This is a genomic window from Rhizobium sp. RAF36 (genome assembly GCF_052114105.1).
Lineage (GTDB): Bacteria > Pseudomonadota > Alphaproteobacteria > Rhizobiales > Rhizobiaceae > Rhizobium.
On the sequence record NZ_JBFREC010000006.1, the window covers coordinates 68,274 to 94,407 of the forward strand.

Here is a 26,134-nt window from a genome sequence, read left to right on the forward strand (position 1 = left end):
GATGAACGACGATGTCTCAAAGCGCCGTCTGGGGCGCGGTCTTGCAGCCCTTATCGGCGAAATGGATCAGCCGTTGCCCGTCGAGGGTGAAAAGCCGAATGTGAGCGCTGACCGGTTGATTCCAATCGAATTTGTTAGCCGCAACCCGCGCAACCCGCGTCGGTTTTTCGATGATAGCGAGCTTCATGACCTTGCGAGCTCGATTCGCCAGCACGGTATCGTTCAACCGATCGTCGTTCGCACATCCACCGAAGACCGGTTTGAGATTATAGCCGGCGAAAGACGCTGGCGCGCCGCGCAGCTTGCCGGGCTGGTAGAAATCCCGGTGTTGGTGCGCGATGTTGACGATAAGACCGCGCTGGAAATTGCGATCGTTGAAAACGTTCAACGTTCCGATCTCAATGCGCTTGAAGAAGCGCTCGGCTATGAGCAGCTGATTGCGGAATACGGATATACACAGAATGATCTTGGCGAAATCATCGGCAAGAGCCGCAGCCATGTGGCAAATTCGTTGCGGCTGTTGAAGCTGCCGGATCCCGTTCGTGACCTTCTTGCCGCAGGCAGCCTGTCCGCCGGTCACGCCCGTGCACTTGTCTCGACATCGGATCCGGCTCTGCTGGCGAAGACGATCGTTGCCAAGGGCATGTCGGTGCGCGATGCCGAACGCCTGGCGCAAAACGATATCAAGGCGCAGTCGGAGCCGAAGAACACCGGTCCGCGGCTTGATCAGAAGGATTCGGATACGATCGCTCTGGAGCGAACCCTCTCCGACACGCTGGGGCTTGATGTGACGATCAATCACAAGGCGTCCGGCGGCCAGATCAAGATTGCCTACAAATCCCTCGAGCAACTGGAAGAAATATGCAGGTTGCTGGAGCGCCGTTGATCAGGCCCTTCGGCCTGATTGCAGTGTTGTAGACAGCAAGGTTTGAAGGGCAATACTGTCTTCCAAGCTTTGCCGTTTGCGGGTCTGCAGAATGGCGGCCTGCAAGCGGCCCGTCTCGCGCGCAATGGCGTCTGCCGACCAGGTCCGCAATGCTTGCTCGATAATCGGTTTGCGGCGGAAATGCAGGTGACGTCCTAGCGTTTGCATCACCTGGCCGGGTGGAAGCCGTTTCTCATCCATTTCCGCACGCATGGTGTCGAGCAGCTGAAACTGCTTCAGACATGCCTGAATGACGAGAAAGATCGCGGTCTTTGATGCTGTGATCTTCTGCATCGCATGCAGGAAAGTCGATGTGTTTCCGCTCAGGATCGCATCGACCGCGTCATCGACGGAGACGGCACTGGCGTCCCCGATGATCTCGTTGACGTGATGTTCTTCCACCGTCTCCATACCGCGGCAATAGAGCGCCAGCTTGCGGACTTCGTTGCGCGAAGCGATACGATCTCCGCCAATAAGCTCAACGAGTGCCTGCCGGGCCGCCGTGGTCACGCGCAGGCCTTCTGCTGCGAGCTCGTTGTCGATCAGGGCGTTAAGGGCGCGCGCGTCGTCTGCGTAGCAGGGTATCGTCGCAACACTGCGTGCAGTTTCGGCGATCTTGCGAAGCAAGGCACCTTTCTTCAGGTCGCCGGCTTCGATGATGACGGAGGTTCCCTCCAGCGGTTTTTCCGACAGCTGCTGCAGCGAATCGACAAGATATTTCTCGTTTGCTGCGCCGCGGATCCAGATCAGTTTCTGACCGCCGAAAAGACCGATAGATCCGGCCTCGTCGATCAGGCGGCCGGGGTCCTTTTGCAGGTCGCCAATATCCAGCTTGATCAGCGAAAAGGGATCGTCGAGAGCGACACCCGTTTTGGCGGCGATCTGCGACGCACGCTCTGACACCAGGCCGCGATCGGGGCCGTAGATGACGAAAAGCCGGTAGATCGTGGCGGAGCGTTGAAGGAAACCTTCAAACTCGTGGGACTTGATCTCCGCCACTGCTCTCTCCTCAGCGGCCGAGTGCGGCGGCGATATCGAGACTTACGAATTCTGCGGCCTCACGCGCCGCACGGTTTTCTGCGTCGCGGACAGCACGCTGTTTGGCGAATTCCTGTCCGGGATAGTCAAGCAAGGCCGTGGCGTAACGGTTGCCGGCCTTGATGACCTGCGTGTCCTTGTTTGAACGGAGCGTGTAATCGACGCTGACTGTGACGCGTCCTGCCTGTGACGTATCCGAAGACTTCACCAGCAGGGTGTCGGTGACGCTCGAACGAACGTGGATCTCTACTTCATACTCCGGATTTTCCGCCTCGCCGGCGCCGCGACCGGCGATGAAGATCAGCCGGTTGAGCACTTCCTGTTCGACCCGCGATGTCGCCTCGGAAAAGCCGACCGACGAGAGTTTGCCTGCCACGCCCGATGATTCCGAGTAGAGCGGACGGACCTGGCAGGAGCCGAGCAAAGCTGCCGATGCAATAATGAGGCCGAGTGCGGCACGGCGGCCGAGTTTCGAAGCGAAATCAGACGACAATGTTCACAATCCTTTGTGGAACCACGATAATTTTCTTCGGCGCCTGGCCATTCAAGGCACTGATAACCGCATCGAGAGCCAGAACGGCTTCCGTTACGGCATTCTGATCCGCGTCGCGAGAAATTGTCAATTCGGCGCGCTTCTTGCCGTTGATCTGCACCGGCAGAATCACGTCGTTCTCGGTCGTCAGCGCCTCGTCATAGGCCGGCCACGCCGCCTGCGCCAGCAGGCCAGTATTGCCAAGTGCCGCCCAGCATTCTTCTGCAAGATGCGGGGTCATCGGGGCAACCAGCTGCACGACGATCTGTGCGGCCTCGCGCACAGCCGATCGATAGGCGGCGTCGCCTTCACCGGCGGCAACCTTGGTCAGTGGCGAGGCAATGGCATTCACCAGCTCGTAGATGCGGGCGACTGCCTTGTTGAACCACAGTTTGTCATAGTCGTTCTGGACGGCTTTCAGCGTCTTGTGAGCAGCTTGCGAGATCGCCAGCGCTTCGCCTTCCTTAGCCGGATTCGCCGGTACGGCAGCAAGAATTTCAGCTGCCTCAGAAATCAGCCGCCACAGGCGCTGGGTGAAGCGGTGCGCACCTTCGACACCGGCCTCCGACCAGATCACGTCGCGGTCCGGCGGCGAATCGGACAACACGAAGAAGCGTGCAGTGTCAGCGCCGTAGGAGGCGATGATGTCATCAGGATCGACGACGTTCTTCTTCGACTTGGACATCTTCTCGATAGAGCCGATCGATACCTCGTCGCCGCCTTCCAGCAGGAAAGCGCGGCGGGTACCATCGACTTCCTCGATCCGGATATCCGCGGGTGCCACCCACTCGCCATGAGAGCCGGTCCCGCGGCGATAGGTTTCATGCACGACCATGCCCTGCGTAAAGAGGCCCTTAAAGGGCTCCTTCACATCGACGTGGCCCGTCTCGCGCATGGCGCGGGTGAAGAAGCGCGAATAGAGCAGATGCAGGATCGCGTGTTCGATGCCGCCGATATATTGATCGACCGGCAGCCAGCGATTGGCCGCTGCGGGATCGGTCGGCTGCTTTTCCCACGGCGCAGTGAAGCGTGTGAAATACCAGCTGGAATCGACGAAGGTGTCCATCGTGTCCGTTTCGCGCCGTGCATCCTTGCCGCAATGCGGGCAGGCGACGTGACGCCAGGTCGGATGACGGTCGAGCGGGTTGCCGGGCTGGTCGAAGGTCACATCGGACGGCAGCTGAACGGGCAGATCCTTCTTCGGCACCGGCACGACGCCGCAGTCTTCGCAATGGATGACCGGGATCGGGCAGCCCCAGTAGCGCTGGCGTGAGATCCCCCAGTCGCGGAGGCGGAAATTGACCTTTCGCTCGCCTTGCGCTGCGCCGCCGATCTGCGTCGAAGACAGCTTTTCCGCCACGATATCGAAGGCTTCGGTCGTGGACTTGCCGTCGAGGAAGCGGGAGTTAATCATCACGCCGTCGCCGTCATATGCGACATCGCCAACCGTGAAGCTGGAAGCGTCGCCGTCCCCGGGCATGACGACGGGCACGACCGAGAGGCTGTACTTGCGCGCAAAATCAAGGTCGCGCTGGTCGCCGGACGGGCAGCCAAAAATGGCGCCGGTGCCGTAGTCCATCAGCACGAAGTTTGCGACGTACACAGGCAATTCCCAGGACGCATCCAGCGGATGCCGGACGCGTATTCCGGTGTCGATACCCTTCTTCTCAGCCGTTTCCAGCGCAGCCAGCGATGTGCCGGCGCGGCGGCATTCCTCGCAGAAAGCGTCGATATCAGCATTCTTTGCTGCCGCTTCCTTCGCCAACGGATGGTCGGCGGCAATCGCCAGGAAAGATGCGCCGAAGAGGGTATCCGGGCGCGTAGTATAAACAGTGACCTCGGATTCACCGGCCGGTGCGGTCTCGGGCACGATTTCCCAACGGATCGTCAGGCCTTCCGACCGGCCGATCCAGTTTTTCTGCATCAGACGGACCTTCTCCGGCCACTGATCCAGCGTATCGAGCGCGTCCAGCAAGTCCTGGCTGAAGTCGGTGATCTTGAAGAACCATTGTGTCAGTTCACGCTGCTCGACGAGCGCACCAGAGCGCCAGCCGCGGCCGTCGATGACCTGCTCGTTTGCCAGAACGGTATTATCGACCGGATCCCAGTTGACCTTGGACTGCTTGCGGTAAACCAGACCCTTTTCGAGGAAGTCCACGAAGAGATGCTGCTGATGCTGATAGTATTCGACGTCGCAGGTCGCGAATTCGCGGCTCCAATCCAGCGACAGGCCCATGGCCTTCAGCTGCGCCTTCATCGAACCGATGTTCTGATAGGTCCAGGACGCGGGATGAACGCCACGTTCCATGGCGGCATTTTCGGCAGGCATGCCGAAGGCGTCCCAGCCCATCGGGTGCAGAACGTTGTATCCACGGGCGCGCTTGTAGCGGGCAACCACGTCGCCCATGGCATAATTGCGAACGTGGCCCATGTGGATGCGGCCCGATGGATAGGGAAACATTTCGAGGACGTAGTATTTCTCGCGCGGATCGGCATTATCGGTCTCGAAGACCTTTGCCTCGTTCCATTTTTGCTGCCAGCGAGGCTCGGCGTCGCGCGGATTATAACGTTCGGTAGCCATAGTATTCAAATTTCCGGAAAATCAGGGGAAGTTGGTGGTGACCTTCACCACGAAACCACCGTAGCGTCAAGTTTCGAGGGCACAGCAAGTGTCCGGCAAAGCGCCGGAAAAGGTGTTTTCGGCCGGGTGGGTCTTGGCAATCACGCATGCCGCAGTTAGTGCATTGCCAGTATTCTCACAGCATCATGTCGGAGATCGGCGATGGAACTTCAAGAGCGCCTGAACGAGGTGCGTTCGCGCATTGCGGAAGCAGCGAAGCAGTCGAAGCGTCCTGATGGTGCGGTGCAGCTCGTTGCCGTCTCGAAAACCTTCGACGCGGAGGCGATCCGGCCGGCGATTGCGGCTGGCCAACGGGTCTTCGGTGAAAACCGCGTGCAGGAAAGCCAAGGCAAATGGCCGGAGCTGAAGAGCGAAACGGCGGGAATCGAGCTCCACCTGATCGGTCCGTTGCAATCCAACAAGGCTGACGATGCCGTTGCACTGTTCGATGTCATCGAGACTGTCGATCGGGAAAAGATCGCCCGCGCACTTGCCGATGCGATGAAGCGCCAGGGCAAGACGGTTCGCCTCTATGTCCAGGTCAATACCGGGCTTGAGCCGCAAAAGGCCGGGATCGCGCCTGATGACACCGCGGCTTTTGTCGATCTCTGCCGTGGCGAACTTGGGCTCGCCATTGAGGGGGTGATGTGCATCCCGCCGGCGGAAGAAAATCCGGGTCCGCATTTTGCCCTCCTCGCCAAGCTTGCAAAGACCTGCGGCCTTGAGAAGTTGTCGATGGGCATGTCCGGCGACTACGAGACGGCTGTCTCTTTCGGAGCAACCAGCGTTCGGGTCGGTTCGGCGATCTTCGGTACGCGATAGAACCGCCTTTCGTCGGGCTTCCTGTTCCTCTCTCCCTCCCCTAGATTGGCGTCATCGCTTGCATATCCTGGGGAGGAGCAGATGCAGAGCCTGTATCACCATGTCTATACCGGCTGGAAAGACAGTCCTGAACGCTTCTGGCGGGATGCTGCCCAGGCGATCGACTGGTTCGTTGAGCCGAAGCAGATTTTCGCTCCAGAAGACGGGGTCTATGGCCGCTGGTTTGTGGGCGGTGAGACCAATACCTGCTTCAATTGCCTCGACAGGCACGTAGAGGCGGGCCGGGGCAACGAGACGGCCGTCATTTTCGACAGCGCGATGAACGGCGCCAGGGCGCGCTACACATTTGCCCAGGTGCTGGAAGAGGTACAGGCGATTGCCGCGACGCTGCGCGATCTCGGCATCGCCAAGGGTGATCGGGTGATCCTCTATATGCCGATGGTGCCGGAGGCGATCTTCTCGATGCTTGCCTGCGCCCGTCTCGGCGCCGTGCATTCGGTGGTCTTTGGCGGTTTTGCTGCAAACGAACTCGCATCCCGGATCGATGATTGCGGTGCGAAGCTGGTGATTACCGCGAGCTGCGGCCTCGAGCCGGGCCGAGTCGTCGCCTATAAACCGCTCGTCGATCAGGCTCTCGCAGTATGCAAGGCGAAGCCGGAGCATTGCCTGGTGTTGCAACGGCCTGAGCTTACTGCAGAATTGCTGCATGGGCGCGACCTTGATTTCGAGGTGGCGGTCGGCCAACGACGCGGGACTGCAGTTGAATGCACACCGGTGCTGGCAACTGATCCGCTGTACATTCTCTATACATCGGGAACGACAGGACAGCCGAAGGGCGTCGTTCGCGATAATGGCGGGCACATGGTTGCCTTGCACTGGTCGATGGTGAACATCTACGGGCTGAATCCCGGTGAGGTGTTCTGGACGGCATCGGATATCGGCTGGGTCGTCGGGCACTCCTATATCGTTTATGCACCGCTGCTCTCAGGTGTCACGACTGTGATCTACGAGGGTAAACCCGTCGGCACGCCGGATGCGGGAGCTTTCTGGCGGGTCGTCTCGGATTACGATGTCCGCGTCCTCTTCACTGCCCCAACCGCTTTCCGGGCGATCCGCCGGGAAGACCCTGATGGCCAGTTTGCCGGCCGCTATCCGAGATCGAAGTTCCGGGCGCTTTTCCTTGCCGGGGAGCGGGCCGATCCGGAAACTCTGAAATGGGCAGAGCTAACACTTGGTGTGCCGGTCATCGATCACTGGTGGCAGACCGAGACCGGATGGCCGATTGCGGCCAATCCCCTGGGGCTCGGCAAACTGCCGGTGAAGCATGGGTCACCATCTGTGCCGATGCCCGGATATGATGTCCGCGTCCTTGATGACGCAGGCCATCCGGTTGCGGCGGGCACACTCGGCAACATTGCCATCAAGCTGCCACTGCCGCCGGGTTGCCTTCCAACGCTATGGCAGGCGGACTCGAGATTTCGAGCTGCCTATCTCGAAGAGTTTCCGGGGTACTACAAGACGGCCGACGCCGGCTATATCGATGAGGACGGCTATCTGTTCATCATGGCCCGGACAGATGACATCATCAACTGCGCCGGGCATCGCCTGTCGACCGGCGCAATGGAAGAGATCTGTGCCAAGCATCCGGATGTCGCGGAATGCGCCGTCGTCGGCATTTCTGATTCGCTGAAGGGTCAGGTGCCCTGTGGGTTTCTTGTGCTGAAGAAAGGTGTGCTGCGCGAATCACCCGAGATCGAATCGGAAATCGTTAAGATGATTCGCGACGAGATAGGTCCGGTTGCTGCCTTCAAGACAGCGATTACTGTCGAAAGATTACCGAAAACGCGCTCCGGAAAGATTCTGCGCGGTACGATGCAGAAGATCGCGGACGGCATACCGTGGAAAATGCCTGCAACAATTGACGATCCGGCCATTCTGGACGAGGTCGCCGAAGCCCTGCGGCGCAAGGGGTTAGGTTCCCCGGTTATATAGAAAATTTCCTATTCGGTAACAATCATTGACGAGTTATGACCGTCGTTGACGAGTTGTTAACCATGTTCTCATTAGCTTCCACTCAACGGACACCTGATTGCAGGTGAAGCATGAAGCACCGCCCCAGCCGGCCATTGCCGGAATGCTCCTTCATTTTCAAGAGAAGTGGAAAAAGCGATGTCAAGCATCCTGACAAACACGGCTGCAATGTCTGCCCTTCAGACGCTGCGTAACGTAAACCAGAGTCTCCAGACCACTCAGGCGCATGTCTCCTCCGGTCTGCGTGTCGCCAAGGCCGCTGACAACGCGGCATACTGGTCGATTGCCACGACCATGAAATCCGATAACAAGGCTCTCTCGGCCGTTTCCGACGCGCTGGGTCTTGGCGCGGCAAAGGTCGATACGGCCTATTCCGCCATGGACAGCGCGATCGACGTCGTCAGCGAAATCAAGGCGAAGATCGTCGCCGCGACCGAAAAGGGCGTCGACAAATCGAAGATCCAGGAAGAAATCACCCAGTTGCAGGCGCAGCTGAAGAGCATCTCCGAATCCGCATCCTTCTCGGGCGAGAACTGGGTTGCTGGCGATGGCACAAAGAGCGTCGTCTCCACCTTCGTTCGCGACGGCTCGAATGGCATTTCGGTCAAGATGACCGATTACGTTCTCGATAGCGGTTCGATGGGCAACGTGCTGTTCGGCACCTCCACCGGCGGCATCATCGACACTTCGACGGGCATCCTCGGCACGTCCAACGGTTCGGTCGGTTCGGTATACGCGATGGACATCAGCAAACTGTCTTCCGACGATATCGCGCTCGCGCTGAACAATGTCGAGAACGCACTCAAGGCGATGACCAGCGCCGGTTCGCAGTTGGGCTCGATTTCGACGCGTATTCAGCTGCAAGAGAATTTCGTCTCAACGCTCAGCGACTCGATCGAATCGGGTGTCGGGCGACTTGTCGATGCGAACATGGAAGAAGAATCGTCGAAATTGACGGCGCTGCAAACGCAGCAGCAGCTCGCCATCCAGTCGCTGTCGATCGCCAACTCCGCTTCGCAGAACATCCTTTCGCTCTTCCGCAGCTAAGCCCGGAAAAGCGGCCAACAAAAAACCCGCCGGAGCGATCCGGCGGGTTTTTGCATTTACGAGAAGCGGCGATCAGAAACGATCGTCTTCGTCCTCATCGTTTGTCGTGGACTTCAGCGACTTCAGCTTGGCGAAGACGGCATCTGCGTCGATTTCAGGCTCTTCTTCGCGCTCGAAGCTCGGCGTCAGACGCTCAGTTTCCTGGGCAGACTGCAGGGTAGCGCCAAGTTCAGCGGCGGTCGGCAGCGGACGGCCCTTCGATGCCTTTTCGACTTCCATGTCGAGGTCGATCTGGCTGCAGAGGCCGAGCGTGACCGGGTCCATCGGCGTCAAGTTCGCTGCATTCCAGTGGGTGCGTTCGCGGATCTGCTCGATCGTCGACTTGGTGGTGCCGACGAGGCGCGAAATCTGCGCGTCCTTCAGTTCCGGATGATTGCGAACCAGCCAGAGAATGGCGTTCGGGCGATCCTGGCGCTTGGAGACCGGCGTATAGCGCGGACCGCGGCGCTTGGATTCCGGCACGCGAACCTTCGGCTCCGAAAGCTTCAGCTTGTGGTTCGGGTTAGCTTCGGCGCGCGCTATTTCGTCGCGGGAAAGCTGGCCGGTCGAGATCGGATCCAGGCCCTTGATGCCTTGTGCGGCTTCACCGTCGGCAATTGCCTTCACTTCCAGCGGGTGAAGCTTGCAGAACTGTGCGATCTGGTCGAAAGACAGCGCCGTGTTGTCAACCAGCCAGATGGCGGTCGCTTTCGGCATAAGCAGTTGTTGAGCCATGGATATAGTCCTTCTGTCGTCCGCGCCGGTGTCGCGGTCCGTGGATTGTCACCACAATTTCCGGGAAATATGGGCGGTATATAACCGGAGTGACACAGAATTGCAATTGATGTGGATTGAAATGACCTTTGTCTAATTGCCGGGCCGTTTTGACCTGCTATGAATGCCCTGAATTGAGTCCCGGGCGCCGCTTGAAGCGGCGAAACCGGTGCCCGTGTGAGGAGGAGTTTCCATGTCGGAAAAGATCTATCCGGTTAGCAAACCGGTGAAGAGCCATGCCCTGATCGACAAGGCGAAATACGAAAAGTGGTACGAAGAGAGTGTCGAGAACCCTGACAAATTCTGGGGCAAGCATGGCAAGCGGATCGACTGGTTCAAGCCTTATACCAAGGTCAAGAACACCTCATTCACCGGCAAGGTTTCGATCAAGTGGTTCGAAGACGGACAGACCAACGTCTCCTATAACTGTATCGACCGCCACCTGAAGACACATGGCAACCAGACCGCCATCATCTTCGAAGGCGACAATCCCTATGTCGACAAGAAGATCACCTATAACGAGCTCTACGAGCATGTCTGCCGTCTGGCGAATGTGCTGAAGAAGCACGGCGTCAAGAAGGGCGATCGCGTCACCATCTACATGCCGATGATCCCGGAAGCGGCTTACGCGATGCTCGCCTGTTCGCGCATCGGCGCCGTGCATTCGGTCGTCTTCGGCGGCTTCTCGCCGGAAGCGCTGGCCGGCCGCATCGTCGACTGCGAATCGACCTTCGTCATCACCTGTGACGAGGGCGTGCGTGGTGGAAAGCCGGTGCCACTCAAGGAAAATACCGACACGGCGATCCATATCGCCGCCAAGCAGCACGTCATCGTCGACAAGGTTCTCGTCGTTCGCCGCACCGGCGGCAAGACCGGCTGGGCGCCGGGTCGTGACCTTTGGTATCACCAGGAAGTCGCGACCGTGAAGGCGGAATGCCCGCCGGTGAAGATGAAGGCGGAAGACCCGCTGTTCATCCTCTATACGTCGGGTTCGACGGGCAAGCCGAAGGGCGTGCTGCACACGACCGGCGGCTATCTGGTCTATGCGTCGATGACGCATGAATATGTCTTCGACTATCACCCCGGCGATATCTACTGGTGCACGGCCGATGTCGGCTGGGTTACCGGCCACTCCTATATCGTCTACGGCCCGCTTGCGAACTGCGCGACGACGCTGATGTTCGAGGGCGTGCCGAATTTCCCGGATCAGGGACGTTTCTGGGAAGTCATCGACAAGCACAAGGTCAACATCTTCTACACGGCACCGACGGCGATCCGCTCGCTGATGGGCGCGGGCGACGAGTTCGTCACGCGCTCCTCGCGCTCCTCGCTGCGCCTGCTTGGAACTGTCGGCGAACCGATCAATCCCGAAGCCTGGGAATGGTATTACAATGTGGTCGGCGACAAGCGTTGCCCCGTCATCGATACCTGGTGGCAGACGGAAACCGGCGGTCACATGATCACGCCGCTGCCGGGTGCGATCGACCTGAAGCCGGGTTCGGCAACGGTACCGTTCTTCGGCGTCAAGCCGCAGCTGGTGGACAATGAAGGCAAGGTTCTCGAAGGTGCGGCTGATGGTAATCTCTGCATCACCGATAGCTGGCCGGGCCAGATGCGCACCGTCTATGGCGACCACGAGCGCTTCATCCAGACCTACTTCTCGACCTACAAGGGCAAGTATTTCACCGGTGACGGCTGCCGCCGTGATGAAGACGGGTACTACTGGATTACCGGACGCGTCGATGACGTGCTGAACGTCTCCGGCCATCGCCTCGGAACCGCGGAAGTGGAATCGGCCCTCGTCTCGCACAATCTCGTCTCGGAAGCAGCGGTTGTCGGCTATCCGCATGCGATCAAGGGGCAGGGCATCTATTGCTACGTCACGCTGATGGCCGGCCATGAGGGTACCGACGAGCTGCGTCAGCAGCTGGTCAAACATGTCCGCACCGAAATCGGTCCGATCGCCTCGCCAGACAAGATCCAGTTTGCACCCGGCTTGCCGAAGACCCGCTCCGGCAAGATCATGCGCCGCATCCTGCGCAAGATCGCCGAGGACGATTTTGGCGCGCTGGGCGATACCTCGACGCTGGCCGATCCTGCCGTCGTCGACGATCTCATCGCCAATCGGCAGAACAAGGCAAACGCCTGATGTTTCAAAGCCGCTCCGCTCATACGGGGCGGCTTTTTCAATCGTTGCTGGTGCAGGCAATACGCGGCTTATGCCCGCCATCGTATCCAGTGGCCAAACCGCCTGCCATCATTTCGTGAGCCGGATTCCGCCCATCTTCGAACAAAATATCGGCGACGATTCTCCCAAAATATTTATCGCCGCTGATATTGCTCAGAAGAACATGTGGTGAAGAGGCTGCCATCTCGTCCAGCACAAGACGCGCTTCTTCCGCCGCGCGCCGGACGGCCGGGCATTTCGACTTGATTTCGGGAGTGTCGATGCCGCGGATGCGGACGTAAACCTCGATGCGCTGCTGCGGCCAGGGCGTTGCTTCCACCAGTATCGTATCACCATCGACGACCCTGATAATCTCGGCCATGACTGGACCGGCAATTTTCTCGCTGCCCGCGACCGAAGCCGGGACGAGGCATGCGCCAAGAAGAATCGGGATCAGCTTCCTCATGTAAGGAATAAATTCCGATTTTCTGACGTAGTCAATAGGAATATTTACTTAGAAGTCGATGGCGCGGCCGTTGATCTCGTAGTCGCCGAAGCGTGCAGGCTCGGCCCCGCCGCGGCCGCCGATCTCCGGGGGCAATGCCAGCGGCGCGGCGTTGCGCCGGCGTTCCTCGGCTTCGGCAAGCGCCCGCTTGGCGGCAGGCGACAATACCTTGCGTGGCACGGTGCTGTCCGCGGCTTGGCTTTCGGTATTGTCGTTGTCGGCTGACTGCATGGCGCTCTCCTGCCGGAAAACATTGAAAATGGCGGGCGAATAACCAAATCATAGTGCGCTGGGGCGCCGATTGGAACCCTCAATACCGGTCATAGGAGACGGAGACCTCGATGAACCTCGTTCGTACTGCCATGTTGCTTGCCTTCATGACGGCCCTGTTCATGTTTGTCGGATTTCTGATCGGCGGCCGTGGTGGCATGATGATCGCCTTCCTGCTCGCTGCCGGAATGAACTTCTTCTCCTACTGGAATTCGGGAAACATGGTGCTGTCGGCCTATCGCGCCCAGGAGGTCGATGAGCGGAATGCACCCGAATTCTACGGCATTGTTCGCGATCTGTCGCAGAGGGCCGGTCTGCCGATGCCGAAAGTCTATCTCTACGACAACCCGCAGCCGAATGCCTTCGCGACCGGACGCAATCCCGAGAACGCAGCCGTCGCGGCCTCGACCGGACTTCTCCAGGTTTTGTCGCCGGAAGAAGTCGCCGGCGTCATGGCGCATGAGCTTGCCCACGTTCAGAACCGCGACACGCTGACGATGACGATCACTGCGACGCTCGCCGGTGCGATCTCGATGCTTGGCAACTTTGCCTTCTTCTTCGGCGGCAACCGCGAGAACAATAACAATCCGCTCGGCTTCGTCGGTGTTCTCGCCGCCATGATCGTCGCGCCGCTGGCGGCGATGCTGGTGCAGATGGCGATCAGCCGGACGCGCGAATATTCGGCGGACCGGCGCGGCGCTGAGATCTGCGGCAATCCGCTTTGGCTTGCTTCCGCTCTCGGCAAGATTGCCCGCGGTGCGGCGCAGGTTCCGAACTACGATGCCGAGCGCAATCCGGCGACCGCGCATATGTTCATCATCAATCCGCTCTCCGGCGAACGTATGGACAATCTGTTCTCGACCCATCCGAATACGGAGAACCGCATTGCGGCACTGCGGGAAATGGCGGCTGGCGGCATGAATATCTCGACGCCACCCGTGCGGACTGCTAATCCGTCGCGGAAATCGCGTTCGGTTCCGGATACCGGTGTTGGCCGCGGTGGTTTGCAACCGCCAAAAGGTCCGTGGTCTTGAATTCAAACGGCAAGAAGGCCTTCAAAAACAGCAGCAGCCATTCGGAACGTGCCCCCGCCAAGCCCGGCCTGCAGGCGCGGTCGGCCGCGGTCAAGATTCTGGCGGCCGTTGTCGACAAGAAGCTGCCGCTCGATGGCGCGCTCGACCATGAGAACGGCAATCCTGCCTACAAGGCGCTCGGTGAAAACGACCGCGCGCTGGTTCGTGCCATTTTGAACAGCGCGCTGAGGCACATGCCGCGGATCAATGCGGCCATCGCTTCGCTTCTCGATACCCCGCTTCCGGAAGGCGCCCGGGCGCTGCATCACGTCCTTGCCGTCGGCGCGGCGCAGATCCTCTACCTCGACGTGCCCGACCATTCGGCGGTCGATCTCGCCGTCGAGCAGGCGAACGGTGATCCCCGCAATCGCCGCTTCGCCAAGCTGGTCAACGCCATTCTCCGCCGTATCGGCCGTGAGAAGGAGGAAATTCTCGCCTCCGTCGCCGATGTCCCGGCAATGCCCGACTGGTTCCTGGCGCGGCTCAAGAAGGCCTATGGCAAGGATGCGGCGCTGGCGATCTCGGAATCGCAGCTGGAACCTGCCGCAATCGATCTGACCGTCAAATCGGATGCTGCGGGCTGGGCGGCGCGGCTGAACGGCGCGGTGCTGCCGACGGGCGGCGTTCGTCTCGCCGCCTTCGATGGCAGCATTCCGTCTCTGGAAGGCTTCGAGGATGGTGAATGGTGGGTGCAGGACGCCGCCGCCAGCATCCCGGCAAAGCTGTTCGGTGATCTGACAGGCAAGCGCGTTGCCGATCTCTGCGCTGCTCCCGGCGGCAAGACGGCCCAGCTTATTCTCGCGGGTGGCGATGTCACCGCGATTGACCAATCGGAGAGCCGTCTGAAGCGTCTGCGCTCCAATCTCGCGCGTCTAGGGCTGCAGGCTGAGACCCTTGCGACCGACTTGACCAAATTCCAGCCGGATGAGGGTTTCGACGCGATCCTGCTTGATGCGCCCTGCTCCTCGACCGGTACGACGCGTCGTCACCCCGATGTGCTTTGGACAAAGGGGCCCGAAGAGATCAGCAAGCTTGCCGGTGTTCAGGAGCGGTTGCTGCGGCACGCGCTGACGCTGTTGAAGCCCAATGGCGTCATCGTGTTTTCGAATTGCTCGCTCGATCCCGCCGAAGGCGAAGACGTTGTTGCGCGCGTGCTTGCCGATGTGCCCGGTGTGGCAAGGGTGCCGATCGATCCGGCGGCGTGGCCGGGTCTCGAACAGGCGATCAGTCCGGTTGGCGATTTCAGAACCACTCCGGTGATGCTGCCGATGTCCGATGGTATCGCGTCCGGCCTCGACGGCTTCTACGCCGCGATGTTGCGACGTGTTGCCTGATTGCAAGACGGTCTCTTATATTTCATCCTTGTCACAAATTAATGCAGCCTTACCGGTGAAAGCTGCTCTCGTTCACCTATTCTTAATAACGAGGGTCAATAGAAAATAAATATGCAATCCGGCGGGCGTTTTTCGACTTTGTATGTTCGGGAGGCTTGGCGGCGCTTGTCGCGCCGTGCCGCCTTGGTGCGCCTGCGCCTCTTCCGCCATACCATCCAGGCGCCCGAACGCCTCATTGTCGCGCCGACAGATTTGCGGGCAATCGATTCCCACGTCGCCGACGAGATCATGAACGGGCGGTTTCCGCTCGCGAGCCGCCTTCTCGAGACCAACGGCAAGTCGCCCTTTACTTTTACGCTGCCGTCACGGGCCTTTGCCAACCGGCTGCATGGTTTCGGATGGCTGCGCCATATGAGGGCATACAAGAGCGAGCGCGCATCGCTGATTGCCCGTTCGATCGTCGATAGCTGGCTGTCGCTGCATTCTGGCCGGATCGAAGGCGTTGCCTGGGAAATCGACGTGACGGCGCAGCGCGTCATCGCCTGGCTCTCGCATTCACCCGTCGTCCTGCAGAATGCCGACCGTGGTTTCTATCGCCGGTTCATGCGTTCACTGGCTTTCCAGGTGCGTTTCCTGCGGCGGATGGCGCCTTATGCGCCGGCGGGTGAGGTTCTGTTCCGGCTGCGGATCGCCCTCGCGATGGCGTCAATCGCCATGCCGACACGGGCAGGCGCGCTGCGGAAGGCCGCACAGGCGCTCGATAACGAGTTCGATCTGCAGATCCTTCCTGACGGCGGCCACATATCGCGCAATCCGCGCGCCGGTCTTGAGCTGCTGCTGGACCTGCTGCCGCTGCGGCAGACCTATGTCAATCTTGGTCACGATCTGCCGCAGAAGCTGATTTCAGGCATCGATCGGATGTATCCGGCGCTTCGCTTCTTCCGGCACCAGGATGGCGATCTCGCGCTCTTCAATGGCGCGACATCGACCCTCGCCAATGAATTGATGTCGGTGCTGCGCTACGACGAGACGGCGGGCCAACCGTTCAAGGCAATGCCGCATTCCCGGTACCAGCGTCTCTCTGCGGGAAAAACTGTCGTCATCGCCGATACCGGACCGCCACCAACCGGCGAGCTGTCGCGCACGGCGCATGCCGGATGTCTGTCCTTCGAGATGTCGTCGGGACGCTATCGTTTCATCGTCAATTCCGGTTCCCCTAAATTCGCCGGCCGCCGCTACGTACAGATGGCGCGCACCACGGCAACGCATTCGACAGCGACGCTCAACGATACGTCTTCCAGCCGCTTCTCGCCGTCCGAATTTCTCGGCCACCGGATGACGGAAACCGTAAAGAACGTAATCGTCGAGCGGGCGGAAACCGAGGACGGACGTGACGGGCTGAAGATGAGCCACGATGGCTATCTTCGTGGCTTCGGGGTTCTGCATGAGCGCGAAATCTCGATGAACGCCACAGGCGCGATCGTTACCGGCCGCGACCGCCTTGTGCTGCCTGACGGGCGCGTCAGCGACGATCCGTTGAAGGCCGCAGTCAGGTTTCATGTCCATCCGGCAATCAATCTGAAACAGAATGATCGCGAGTCCGTTCTGATGACCGCGCCGGATGGCGAAAGCTGGCTCTTCTCGTCGCCGGGCAATGAAGTGCTGATTTCGGAAGATATCTTCTTTGCCGACGCCTCGGGCATCTGCGGCTCCGACCAGATCGAAATCGATTTCGATTTTGCCGAAAAGCCCGAAATTCGCTGGTTTCTTTCCCGTAAGAGCTAGTCGGCATTTACGCGGCGGCAGCGCTCGTGCTAACGCGGCGCCATAGTCCTATACGTCCCTCGCCGGATGTCTCCCGAACGCCGAACGGAGAAGGTTCATGGCCGTCATTTCCAAGAAAATCCCCGCCCCCGACAAGGTCAAGGTCAAGACCGCGCTGCTATCCGTCTCCGACAAGACGGGTATTGTCGAGCTTGCCAAGGCGCTGTCCGACAAAGGTGTTCGCCTGCTGTCCACCGGCGGTACGCATAAGGCTATCGCCGCGGCGGGCCTTGCTGTGACCGACGTTTCCGAAGTTACCGGTTTTCCGGAAATCATGGACGGCCGCGTCAAGACGCTCCATCCGACGGTTCATGGCGGCCTGCTTGCCATTCGCGACGACGCCGAGCATCAGGACGCGATGAAAAAGCACGGCATCGAAGGCATCGATATCGCCGTTATCAACCTATATCCGTTCGAGGAAGTCCGCGCTGCCGGCGGCGACTATCCGACGACGGTCGAGAATATTGACATTGGTGGCCCGGCGATGATCCGCGCTTCGGCAAAGAACCATGCCTATGTGACCATCCTCACCGATCCATCCGACTATGCCGAGCTGCTGCAGCAGCTTGCCGAGGATGCCGGGCAGACGAGCTATGCTTTCCGCCAGCGCATGGCCGCAAAGGCCTATGCCCGCACGGCCGCCTATGACGCGATGATCTCGAACTGGTTCGCCGAAGCTCTATCGATCGATACGCCGCGCCATCGCGTGATCGGCGGCGTGCTGAAGGAAGAGATGCGCTACGGTGAAAACCCGCATCAGAAGGCCGCCTTCTACGTTACCGGCGAACAGCGCCCGGGCGTTTCGACGGCGGCGCTGATCCAGGGCAAGCAGCTCTCCTACAACAACATCAACGATACCGATGCCGCCTATGAGCTCGTTTCCGAGTTCCTGCCGGAGAAGTCTCCCGCCTGCGCCATCATCAAGCATGCCAATCCCTGCGGCGTCGCCACGGGGTCAAGCCTCGTCGAGGCCTACAGCCGGGCGCTTGCCTGCGATTCCGTCTCGGCTTTCGGCGGTATCATCGCGCTGAACCAGACGCTGGATGCGGCGACGGCGGAAGAGATCATCAAGCTCTTCACCGAAGTCATCATCGCGCCTGATGTGACCGAGGAAGCCAAGGCAATCGTTGCTCGCAAGCCGAATCTGCGCCTGCTTTCGGCCGGCGGATTGCCCGATCCGCGCGTTGCCGGCCTCACGGCGAAGACCGTTTCCGGCGGTCTTCTCGTCCAGAGCCGCGACAATGGCATGGTCGAGGACCTCGAGCTCAAGGTGGTCACCAAGCGTGCGCCGACGGCTCAGGAGCTCGAGGACATGAAGTTTGCATTCAAGGTCGGCAAGCATGTGAAATCGAATGCCGTCGTCTACGCCAAGAACGGCCAGACCGCGGGTATCGGTGCCGGCCAGATGAGCCGCCTCGATTCTGCCCGTATCGCTGCGCTGAAGGCTGAAGAGGCCGCCAAGGCGCTCGGTCTTGCCGTTCCGATGACGCATGGCTCTGCAGTTGCCTCGGAGGCTTTCCTTCCGTTTGCCGACGGCCTGCTGTCGATGATTGCGGCAGGTGCCACTGCGGTGATTCAGCCTGGCGGTTCTATGCGTGACCAGGAGGTCATCGACGCGGCAAACGAGCACAATGTCGCGATGGTGTTTACCGGGATGCGGCACTTCCGCCATTGAGACCGGTTATCTGATTTGAAAGACCCCGGCCTTGCGCCGGGGTTTTTCGTTCAGGCTTTCTGCTTATCGGCCGGATATGGCGTGGCAAAGAGAAGGATCAGGCCGCCCAGCAGGAAAATTATCAGCGTTGCCATGCCGAGCCTGGCAGAACCGCTGGAATAGGTGACGATCGAGAAAAGCAGCGTCGCCATGAAGCTCGTCGCGCGCCCTGAGAGCGCGTAGATCCCGAAATAGCGACCGGCCTCCTCGACGCTGACGCTGCGGGCGAGATAGGATCGCGACGAGGCCTGAACCGGGCCGAAGGCAAGACCGATCAGAAGGCCGTAGAGAATATAGGCCTTCTCGGCGGCGGTGCCGAAAAATCCGCCTGAGTCGGCGACCGGCAGCTCGATCACGCCGAAGAGCGTGTAGCCCGGCCCGGTGGAAATGATGCCGATCGTGGCAAGCAGCAGCATCGTCAGGCTGATGACGATCGTCACTTTCGAGCCGATCCGCTGATCGACGCGCCCGGCTATGATACAGCCGAAGATCGCGACGACGTTGAGGATGATGCCGTAAAGGCCGATCTCGATGGTGGCCCAACCGAACATGCCGGCGGCGAAGGTGCCGCCGAGGATCAGCAGACCATTGACGCCGTCCTGGTAGATCATCCGTGCGATCAGGAACTTCAGGATGCCCTTCCGGTGCTTAAGCTCGCCGATCGTGTTGCGGAGCTCGGCAAAGCCTGTTTTCACCGCACGTCCGAGCGGAACGCCCTTGGGCGCATCGGGCGTGAAAAGAAACATCGGAATGATGAAGACCAGATACCAGACGGCCGAGATCGGCCCGGTGATGCGGGCGTCTTCGCCAGTGTGGGCATCGAGGCCAAACAGCGGATCCATCCCCAGCAACGTCTTGCCGGTCTCCAGGCTACCAGCCAGTAGAGCGACGACTGCGATCAGCACGATCATCCCGCCGAGATAGCCAAGGCCCCAGGCAGTGTTGGACAAGCGGCCGACCTCATCCTTGCTCACTAGCCGCGGCATCATCGAATCGTTGAAGACGATCGAGAATTCGGCGGCGATCGAGGCCAGAATCATGAAGATGATGGGATAGATGACGGGCGAGCCGGGAGCCGCAAACCAGAGGCCGAAGAGCGCGGTGATCTTGATAACCGCGAAGAATGCGATCCAGGGTTTGCGGGCGCCGGATTGATCGGCAATCGAGCCCAGGATCGGCGACAGGACCGCGATGATCACCGACGAGATCGTCGCGGTGTTGCTCCACATCGCCTGCGCATGGACGGGATCAGAGGTCAACCGGGAGACAAAGTAAGGACCAAAGATGAAGGTGGTGACGACTGTGAAGAACGGCTGGGCCGCCCAATCGAAAAACATCCAGCCCCAGATGCCCCTCCCCGGCGCTTTCTGCGGCGCCGGAGTTCCGTCTCCCGTCCAGTCAATTCTGCTCACGCATCCGCTCCCATTGTCGCGGCGGACTGTGTCACCTCGTCCGGTCGCGCGCAAGATCGGTCAGAAGGCCCGCGGCGACGGTGATGCGTGCGAGATTCGGCTCGCCGCTATCGCTGAGACTGGAGAGTTCTTCGGTGATGCGATTGATCCTGATGCGATCGACCGCATGCCATGCCTGAACCGGCAGCTTTTCCTTGCCGTGATCCGAGAGTGCGGAGATGACGATGTCGCGGCGGGCGCTGGCTATCTGGTCGATGCTGCGCGCAAGTGCCAGATTTTCATAGTGGTCCGAGGTGACGATGCGCCCGCCCGCGGCAAGCAGCCTGCCGATCCGGAAGGTCTGCGAGACGGCGAAGTAGCTTTCCGCAGCACGTGCCAGCGGCTCGCCGGTGCGTTCGGCAATCTGCATGATTTCGGGCACGAGCGCAAAACCCGGCAGGCCGGTAATGTCGGCTGCCAGTTTCTCCGGAAGGCCTGCTTCCTGATACTCCGTCTGGCGTGCTTCGAACTCGACAGGAGCCTGCGCCGGGAACGATGGCTTCAGTTTCTTGAGGGCAGCCTGCAGCCGGCTAACCGTTTCGGCGATGTCACCCTTGGCCATGCCCGTTTTCAGCATCAGCCGGGTCAGAACGGTGAAGCTCTGGCTGATTTCGTCGTAGACGCGGTTCTGCGTCTGGCCGGAAATCTTGCCGTCGAGCGCGTCCGTTTCGCTCCAGAGGCGATTGAGGTCGAAACCGTCGCGGGCGATGATCGCAGCGCGGACGACTTCGGCCGCAGAAGCGGCTGTCGCATCGACCATGCTGACGGCAAAGGCCGGGCCGCCGCGATTGATCGCCTCGTTGGCGAGCACGGTGGCGACGATTTCACGCTTCAGCCGGTGGCTGGTGATGTCGGAGCCGTTGGTCTTCTGCATCTTCGCCGGGAAGTAGTTCGACAGCGTCGAGGCAAAATAGGGATCATCGGGCAGATCGCTGATGATCAGGGCGTCGAAGAGAACGATCTTGGCGTAGGATAGCAGAACGCCGATTTCCGGGCGGGTTAGCGGCTTGTTGGCCGCATAACGCTCGGCAAGCGTCGCGTCGTCAGGCAGCGTCTCCACCTTGCGGTTCAGCTGCTTGGCAGATTCGAGCACGGTCATGAAGCGGGCGAGCTCCAGGCCGTTGCCGGTTCCCTTGCGTTCCGTCAACGAGATCGCCAGCGACTGGAGATAGTTGTTGCGCAGAACGAGGCTTGCGACTTCATCGGTCATCGATGACAGCAGCTGGTCGCGCTTCGGGCGCGTCAGGCGGCCGTCATGCATGGCATTTGCCAGCGCGATCTTGATGTTGACCTCGACGTCCGAGGTGTTGACGCCGGCGGAGTTGTCGATGGCGTCGGAATTGCTGCGGCCACCCTTCATGCCGTAGGAGATGCGGCCCTTCTGGGTGACGCCGAGATTGGCGCCCTCGCCGATGACCTTAGCGCGGACATCGTCGGCAATGATGCGGATCGGGTCGTTGGCGCGGTCACCGACTTCCGTATCGGTTTCGGCCGCGGCCTTCACATAGGTGCCAATGCCGCCGAACCACAGCAGATCGACCGGGCTCTTCAGGATGGCAGTCATGATCTCGAACGGTGTCGCGACCGTCTTGTCGATGCCGATTGCGGTAGCCGCCTCTGCAGTCAGCGTTACGGACTTCGCGGCGCGCGAAATGATCATTGCACCCTTGGAGAGCACCGACTTGTCGAAGTCCTGCCAGCTGGAGCGCGCGAGATTGAAGAGCCGCTGGCGTTCGGCCAGCGTCTTGTCCATATCCGGATCTGGATCGATGAAGATATCGCGGTGGTCGAAGGCGGCGAGCAGGCGAATTTTCGGCGAGAGCAGCATGCCGTTGCCGAAGACGTCGCCGGACATGTCGCCGACGCCAGCAACGGTAAAGGGCGTTGTCTGGATGTCGATATCCATCTCGCGGAAGTGGCGCTTGACGGTCTCCCAGGCGCCGCGGGCGGTAATGCCCATCTTCTTGTGGTCGTAGCCTGCCGAACCGCCCGACGCAAAGGCGTCGTCGAGCCAGAAGCCGGCCTCCTGCGCCAGCGCGTTGGCGGTGTCGGAAAAGGTGGCCGTGCCCTTGTCGGCGGCGACGACGAAATAGGGATCGTCGCCGTCGATGCGCACCGTCTTGGCCGGCGGCACGATGTCGGCGCCCGAGATGTTGTCGGTGATCGACAGCAGCGTGCGGATATAGGTCTTGTAGGCTTCGCGCCCCGCGTTGAAGATCTCGTCGCGTGTGCCGCCTGCAGGCAGTTTCTTTGGATAGAAGCCGCCCTTGGCGCCGACGGGGACGATGACGGCGTTCTTGACCTGCTGGGCTTTCACTAGGCCAAGCACTTCGGTGCGGTAGTCTTCGGCACGGTCCGACCATCGGAGACCGCCACGGGCGACCTTGCCGAAGCGCAAGTGGACGCCTTCGACCTCGACGCCGTAGACGAAGACTTCGCGGAAGGGCAACGGCTGCGGCAAGCCGTCGACGAGATGCGGGTCGAGCTTGAACGCGAGCATCGCCTTCGGCGAGCCATCCTCGTTGCGCTGGAAATAGTTGGTGCGCAGCGTCGCGTCGACGACGTTGATATAGCGGCGCAGGATGCGGTCGTCGTCGAGGCTCGGGACATCGGCCAGCGATGCTTCGATCGACTGATGCAGATCGCCCAGCTTCTTGAGACGCGGCTTCTCGGCCAGCGCCGGGTCCATTGCCTCATGGAAGAGGCGGAAGGTGGCGGCGGCGATGTCCGGATATTTGTCGAGCGTCGCGGCAATATAATCCTGCGAATAGGCAATGCCAGCCTGGCGCAGGTAGCGCGAATAGGCGCGCAGCACATTGGTCTCGCGTGCCGAAAGCCCGGCGGAGAGGATCAGCCGGTTGAAGCTGTCATTGTCGATCGTGCCATTGAAGGCGGCAACGAAGGCGTCTTCCAGCGCCGCGCCAAAGCGCGGGAGGTCGATCGCGTTGCCGCTGCGGGCCTCGAGCTCCATGTCGTGCAGGACGACGATGTTGATCGCGTCGTCGGCAGCCGTTACTTCGATGTCGAAGGTGCGCTCGCTGAGGACGTTGAAGCCGAGATTTTCAAGAAGCGGCACACGGCGGGACAGCGGTAGCTGCTCACCGCAGTGAAAGATCTTCAGCGACAGGATGCTGCCGCGCTCGTCGTCGTTGCGGTAGTAGAATTCGATGCGGATCGGCTCGCCGCCCGCGCAAGCGGTGATATCGGCAAGGTCACCAGCCGCTTCGTCAGGCGTGAAAGCCTCCTGGAAGGCATTGCTGACGCCGATTTTCGGCGCCTTCGGTCCCGCCAGCATTTCGAAGCGGTTGTCCCAGCGGGCGGTGATCGCCCGGATGGCCTCTTCCAGCTTTGCCTGCGGAATGCGTGGCGTCTTGCCGCCGGAGCGGCCGATGATGAAATGGACGCGTGCCACGCCGCCTTCCGGGAAAGCCGGATAATAAGCAGAGACGCGGCCGTCATAGATGGTCTTCAGATAGGTGCCGATCTTCTCGCGGACGATCGAGTCATATTCCTCGCGCGGGACGTAGACGATGACGGAGACGAAACGGTCGAAATGGTCGATGCGCGGCAGAACGCGGACACGCGGCCGGTCAGCGAGGTCGTTGATCTGCTCGGCAAAGCTCGACAGCAGCGTCGTATCGATCTGGAAGAGATCGTCGCGCGGGTAGGATTCCAGTGTGTTGTCGAGCATGCGGCCGGAATGGCTCATCGGATCGAAGCCGAAATGCTCTTTCACCTTGGCGATCTTCGATCGCAGCAGTGGGATTTCCGACGCCCAGGATGTGTAGGCTGTCGACGTGAACAGGCCGACGATACGAAGTTCGCCGGTGACGTTGCCATTCTTGTCGAAGCGCTTGACGCCGACGTAATCCATATAGGCGCGGCGGTGGACCACCGATTTGACGTTGGCCTTGGTGACGATCAGAAATTCCGGGCCATCAAGGAAGGCCAGGATCTCGGGCGTGGTCGTCACCGCGTCCTTGCCGGTGCGCAGAACCAGAACGTCGGGATTGGAGAGAATGCCGAGGCCGGTACCCTTGTCGCGCTCCACCTTGGCGCCGGCGCCCTTGCCCGAATAGACGTATTCGCGCATGCCGAGGAAGGTGAAGTTCTCGTCGCGCAGCCATGTCAGAAAGGCGAGCGCTTCGTCGCGATCGGCTTTCTTGCGGCTGGCGCTATATTCCCGGAGCTCATCGATGGCGGTGTCGAGTTTCGAGAGCATCGGTTTCCAGTCGGAAACTGCCTGCTGCACCTGTTCGAGAACGGTTTTGATGCGCTTCTGCAGATCGGAGGACTGCGCCGATGTCAGCGGCGACAGGTGGATCTGGATGTGGCTGACGCGCGAGGCCGGATCACTTGGCTCGTCGGCGGAATAAAGCCCCGGCTCCTTGCCGTCTTCCAGCACTAGAATTGGATGCACCGCCATGTAGAGATCGCGATAGGTGCTGGTGACCTCGCCCATGACCGATTCATAGAGGAACGGCATATTGTGGTCGGTGACCGTCAGAATGGAGACCGGAACGCCTGACGGCTCGACGTCGGCAACTGTCTCGATGCTGACGCGGGGCGTCTTGCCGTTCCAGGCCTTCAACTCGCGCGCCGAGTGGATGGCAGAGAGAGCGAGCATTTCGGGCGTATAGAGATCGAGATCATCCCCGCTGGCGCGGCCGAACAGAATTTCGGGCTGCAGATGCTTGTCGCCGGTGGCGGCAGCAATCTTTTTTGCGCTCTCGATCTGTTTCTCGCGTTTCGGATTGTGTCTGGCGGCCATTTCAGATGTTCCCCGATCTGTTCGATTTGGTGCAAAATATCAGAAGATTTGCCGAAAAAATCTCTAAAAGAGGCCGCTTGATGGCAGCTTTCGTTCGTTCTGGCCCCTGTTTTTGTCAGAATTCGGAAGAATCTCCGCCTATTCGATTCGACTAATATTGTTTGCGGCCGACTTTGGACTGCTGCTTCGCGACCTTTCCATGCAGAGATGAACAATGGTTGACAGGCGTGCCGTAAAAAGTGGATCAACTGCGCATCAGGTTCAGGGCTATCATCATGCCAGAAAATACCGCCGCCGGAACGGTCATCGTCATTTCAAGCCATGTCGTGCGTGGTTCGGTCGGCAACCGTGCCGCGGTCTTTGCGCTGGAGACACTGGGACACCAGGTCTGGGCTCTGCCGACGGTCGTGCTTCCATGGCATCCCGGTCACGGGCGCTCGACGCGGCTGACATTTGCCGAGGCCGATTTCGATGCGGCGATCGACGACCTGATCAGGGCGCCCTGGATCGGCGAAGTGAAGGCAGTGCTGACAGGCTATTTCGGCAATGCCGCACAGGCCAAATCCGTCGCCCGGCTGATCGGCGCACTGCGCCAGGACAATCCCGATCTGCTCTATGTCTGCGATCCGGTGATGGGCGATCTCGGCGGTCTCTACGTTCCACAGGCGACAGCCGAAGCAATCCGCGATCACCTGATCCCGCTGGCGTCTTTGGCAACGCCGAACCGTTACGAGCTTGCCTGGATGGCCGGCGCGCCGCTCGATGACAACACGGCGGTGATGGAGGCAGCGCTATCGCTGGGTCCGTCGCGAATGCTGGTCACGTCGGCGGTGCCTATGATGACGGGTGGGACCGGCAATCTCTATCTCTCGGGCCGGCATGCGCTGCTGGCCGAGCACAGGCTCATCGATAATCCACCGAACGGGCTCGGCGATCTTCTTGCGGCTCTTTTCCTGTCGCGGCTGCTTTCCGGCATGGACGATGAAAAGGCGCTGCAACTGGCAACGGCCAGCGTCTATGAAGTTCTGGCGCGGGCGGTCAAGCGCGGCAGCGACGAGTTGACGCTGGCGAGCGACGCATCGAGCCTCGCAACGCCTATGGCAATGGTGCAGATGCGCCATTTGCTGCATCCGGCACAGCGGCGCAAGAAATAGCAACGACTCATTTTGCACTGCAGCAGTTGATCTTCTGCGCACC

Annotated in this window: 18 protein-coding genes; 10 read left to right on the top strand and 8 right to left on the bottom strand. The window is 60.3% G+C overall.

Features of this window, described 5'->3' with window-relative positions; genetic code table 11:
* Position 1 precedes the first annotated feature (1 nt).
* Entirely contained in the window at positions 2-886 is an 885-nt protein-coding gene (locus tag AB4Z25_RS20590; protein ID WP_442208883.1) for a ParB/RepB/Spo0J family partition protein, read from the top strand.
* Here the strand turns inward: AB4Z25_RS20590 and holA are convergent, their stop codons facing one another.
* From holA to leuS, 3 genes are read right to left on the bottom strand one after another with little or no spacing between them, the layout of a single operon-like run.
* Entirely contained in the window at positions 887-1,924 is a 1,038-nt protein-coding gene (gene holA, locus AB4Z25_RS20595) for a DNA polymerase III subunit delta (RefSeq protein ID WP_112517895.1), read from the bottom strand.
* 10 nt (positions 1,925-1,934) lie between these two features.
* The gene (gene lptE, locus AB4Z25_RS20600) at positions 1,935-2,456 is read right to left on the bottom strand and encodes an LPS assembly lipoprotein LptE (RefSeq protein ID WP_112540354.1); all 522 of its coding nucleotides are present in this window, start codon (positions 2,454-2,456) and stop codon (positions 1,935-1,937) included.
* Entirely contained in the window at positions 2,446-5,076 is a 2,631-nt protein-coding gene (leuS, locus tag AB4Z25_RS20605; RefSeq protein WP_112540356.1) for a leucine--tRNA ligase, read from the bottom strand. The genes lptE and leuS overlap by 11 nt, the downstream gene beginning before the upstream one ends.
* 201 nt (positions 5,077-5,277) lie before the next feature.
* Between leuS and AB4Z25_RS20610 the strand changes: the two genes are divergently transcribed.
* From AB4Z25_RS20610 to AB4Z25_RS20620, 3 genes are all read left to right on the top strand, one after another.
* Complete coding sequence (locus AB4Z25_RS20610; protein ID WP_112540358.1) at positions 5,278-5,937, top strand: YggS family pyridoxal phosphate-dependent enzyme; 660 nt, start codon at positions 5,278-5,280, stop codon at positions 5,935-5,937.
* A gap of 81 nt (positions 5,938-6,018) precedes the next feature.
* Positions 6,019-7,929, top strand: a complete 1,911-nt coding sequence (locus AB4Z25_RS20615; protein WP_112540360.1) for a propionyl-CoA synthetase — start codon at positions 6,019-6,021, stop codon at positions 7,927-7,929.
* Between the two features lie 177 nt (positions 7,930-8,106).
* Positions 8,107-9,015: a flagellin N-terminal helical domain-containing protein gene (locus AB4Z25_RS20620; RefSeq protein ID WP_112385988.1), complete on the top strand. Its 909-nt coding sequence runs from the start codon at positions 8,107-8,109 to the stop codon at positions 9,013-9,015.
* A gap of 72 nt (positions 9,016-9,087) precedes the next feature.
* Here the strand turns inward: AB4Z25_RS20620 and AB4Z25_RS20625 are convergent, their stop codons facing one another.
* Positions 9,088-9,789 carry a DUF1013 domain-containing protein gene (locus AB4Z25_RS20625; protein WP_112385987.1) on the bottom strand — a complete coding sequence of 234 codons (702 nt, stop codon included), beginning with the start codon at positions 9,787-9,789 and terminating at the stop codon, positions 9,088-9,090.
* 232 nt (positions 9,790-10,021) lie between these two features.
* Here AB4Z25_RS20625 and acs point away from each other — a divergent pair, with 232 nt between their 5' ends.
* On the top strand, positions 10,022-11,977 hold the full coding sequence (gene acs, locus AB4Z25_RS20630) for an acetate--CoA ligase (RefSeq protein ID WP_112540362.1): 1,956 nt from the start codon (positions 10,022-10,024) through the stop codon (positions 11,975-11,977).
* Positions 11,978-12,014: 37 nt separating this feature from the next.
* Here the strand turns inward: acs and AB4Z25_RS20635 are convergent, their stop codons facing one another.
* Positions 12,015-12,461 (bottom strand): thermonuclease family protein, encoded by a 447-nt coding sequence (locus AB4Z25_RS20635; RefSeq protein WP_442208887.1) that lies wholly within the window; start codon positions 12,459-12,461, stop codon positions 12,015-12,017.
* 48 nt (positions 12,462-12,509) lie between these two features.
* A complete protein-coding gene (locus AB4Z25_RS20640) occupies positions 12,510-12,731 on the bottom strand; it encodes a DUF1674 domain-containing protein (RefSeq protein WP_112540366.1) in 222 nt (73 codons plus the stop codon).
* A gap of 110 nt (positions 12,732-12,841) precedes the next feature.
* Between AB4Z25_RS20640 and htpX the strand changes: the two genes are divergently transcribed.
* The 4 genes from htpX (at position 12,842) to purH (ending at position 18,676) form a co-directional block, all read left to right on the top strand.
* On the top strand, positions 12,842-13,804 hold the full coding sequence (htpX, locus tag AB4Z25_RS20645; protein WP_112540368.1) for a zinc metalloprotease HtpX: 963 nt from the start codon (positions 12,842-12,844) through the stop codon (positions 13,802-13,804).
* Positions 13,795-15,177 (top strand): RsmB/NOP family class I SAM-dependent RNA methyltransferase, encoded by a 1,383-nt coding sequence (locus tag AB4Z25_RS20650; protein ID WP_112540370.1) that lies wholly within the window; start codon positions 13,795-13,797, stop codon positions 15,175-15,177. The genes htpX and AB4Z25_RS20650 overlap by 10 nt, the downstream gene beginning before the upstream one ends.
* Positions 15,178-15,288: 111 nt before the next feature.
* Complete coding sequence (locus tag AB4Z25_RS20655; protein ID WP_112540371.1) at positions 15,289-16,962, top strand: heparinase II/III domain-containing protein; 1,674 nt, start codon at positions 15,289-15,291, stop codon at positions 16,960-16,962.
* Between the two features lie 97 nt (positions 16,963-17,059).
* Complete coding sequence (gene purH, locus AB4Z25_RS20660) at positions 17,060-18,676, top strand: bifunctional phosphoribosylaminoimidazolecarboxamide formyltransferase/IMP cyclohydrolase (RefSeq protein ID WP_442208890.1); 1,617 nt, start codon at positions 17,060-17,062, stop codon at positions 18,674-18,676.
* Positions 18,677-18,726: 50 nt separating this feature from the next.
* Here the strand turns inward: purH and AB4Z25_RS20665 are convergent, their stop codons facing one another.
* The gene (locus AB4Z25_RS20665; RefSeq protein ID WP_112540375.1) at positions 18,727-20,127 is read right to left on the bottom strand and encodes an MFS transporter; all 1,401 of its coding nucleotides are present in this window, start codon (positions 20,125-20,127) and stop codon (positions 18,727-18,729) included.
* A gap of 31 nt (positions 20,128-20,158) precedes the next feature.
* A complete protein-coding gene (locus AB4Z25_RS20670) occupies positions 20,159-24,937 on the bottom strand; it encodes an NAD-glutamate dehydrogenase (protein WP_442208892.1) in 4,779 nt (1,592 codons plus the stop codon).
* Between the two features lie 275 nt (positions 24,938-25,212).
* Here AB4Z25_RS20670 and pdxY point away from each other — a divergent pair, with 275 nt between their 5' ends.
* On the top strand, positions 25,213-26,091 hold the full coding sequence (pdxY, locus tag AB4Z25_RS20675; protein WP_112540500.1) for a pyridoxal kinase PdxY: 879 nt from the start codon (positions 25,213-25,215) through the stop codon (positions 26,089-26,091).
* Positions 26,092-26,134 lie beyond the last annotated feature (43 nt).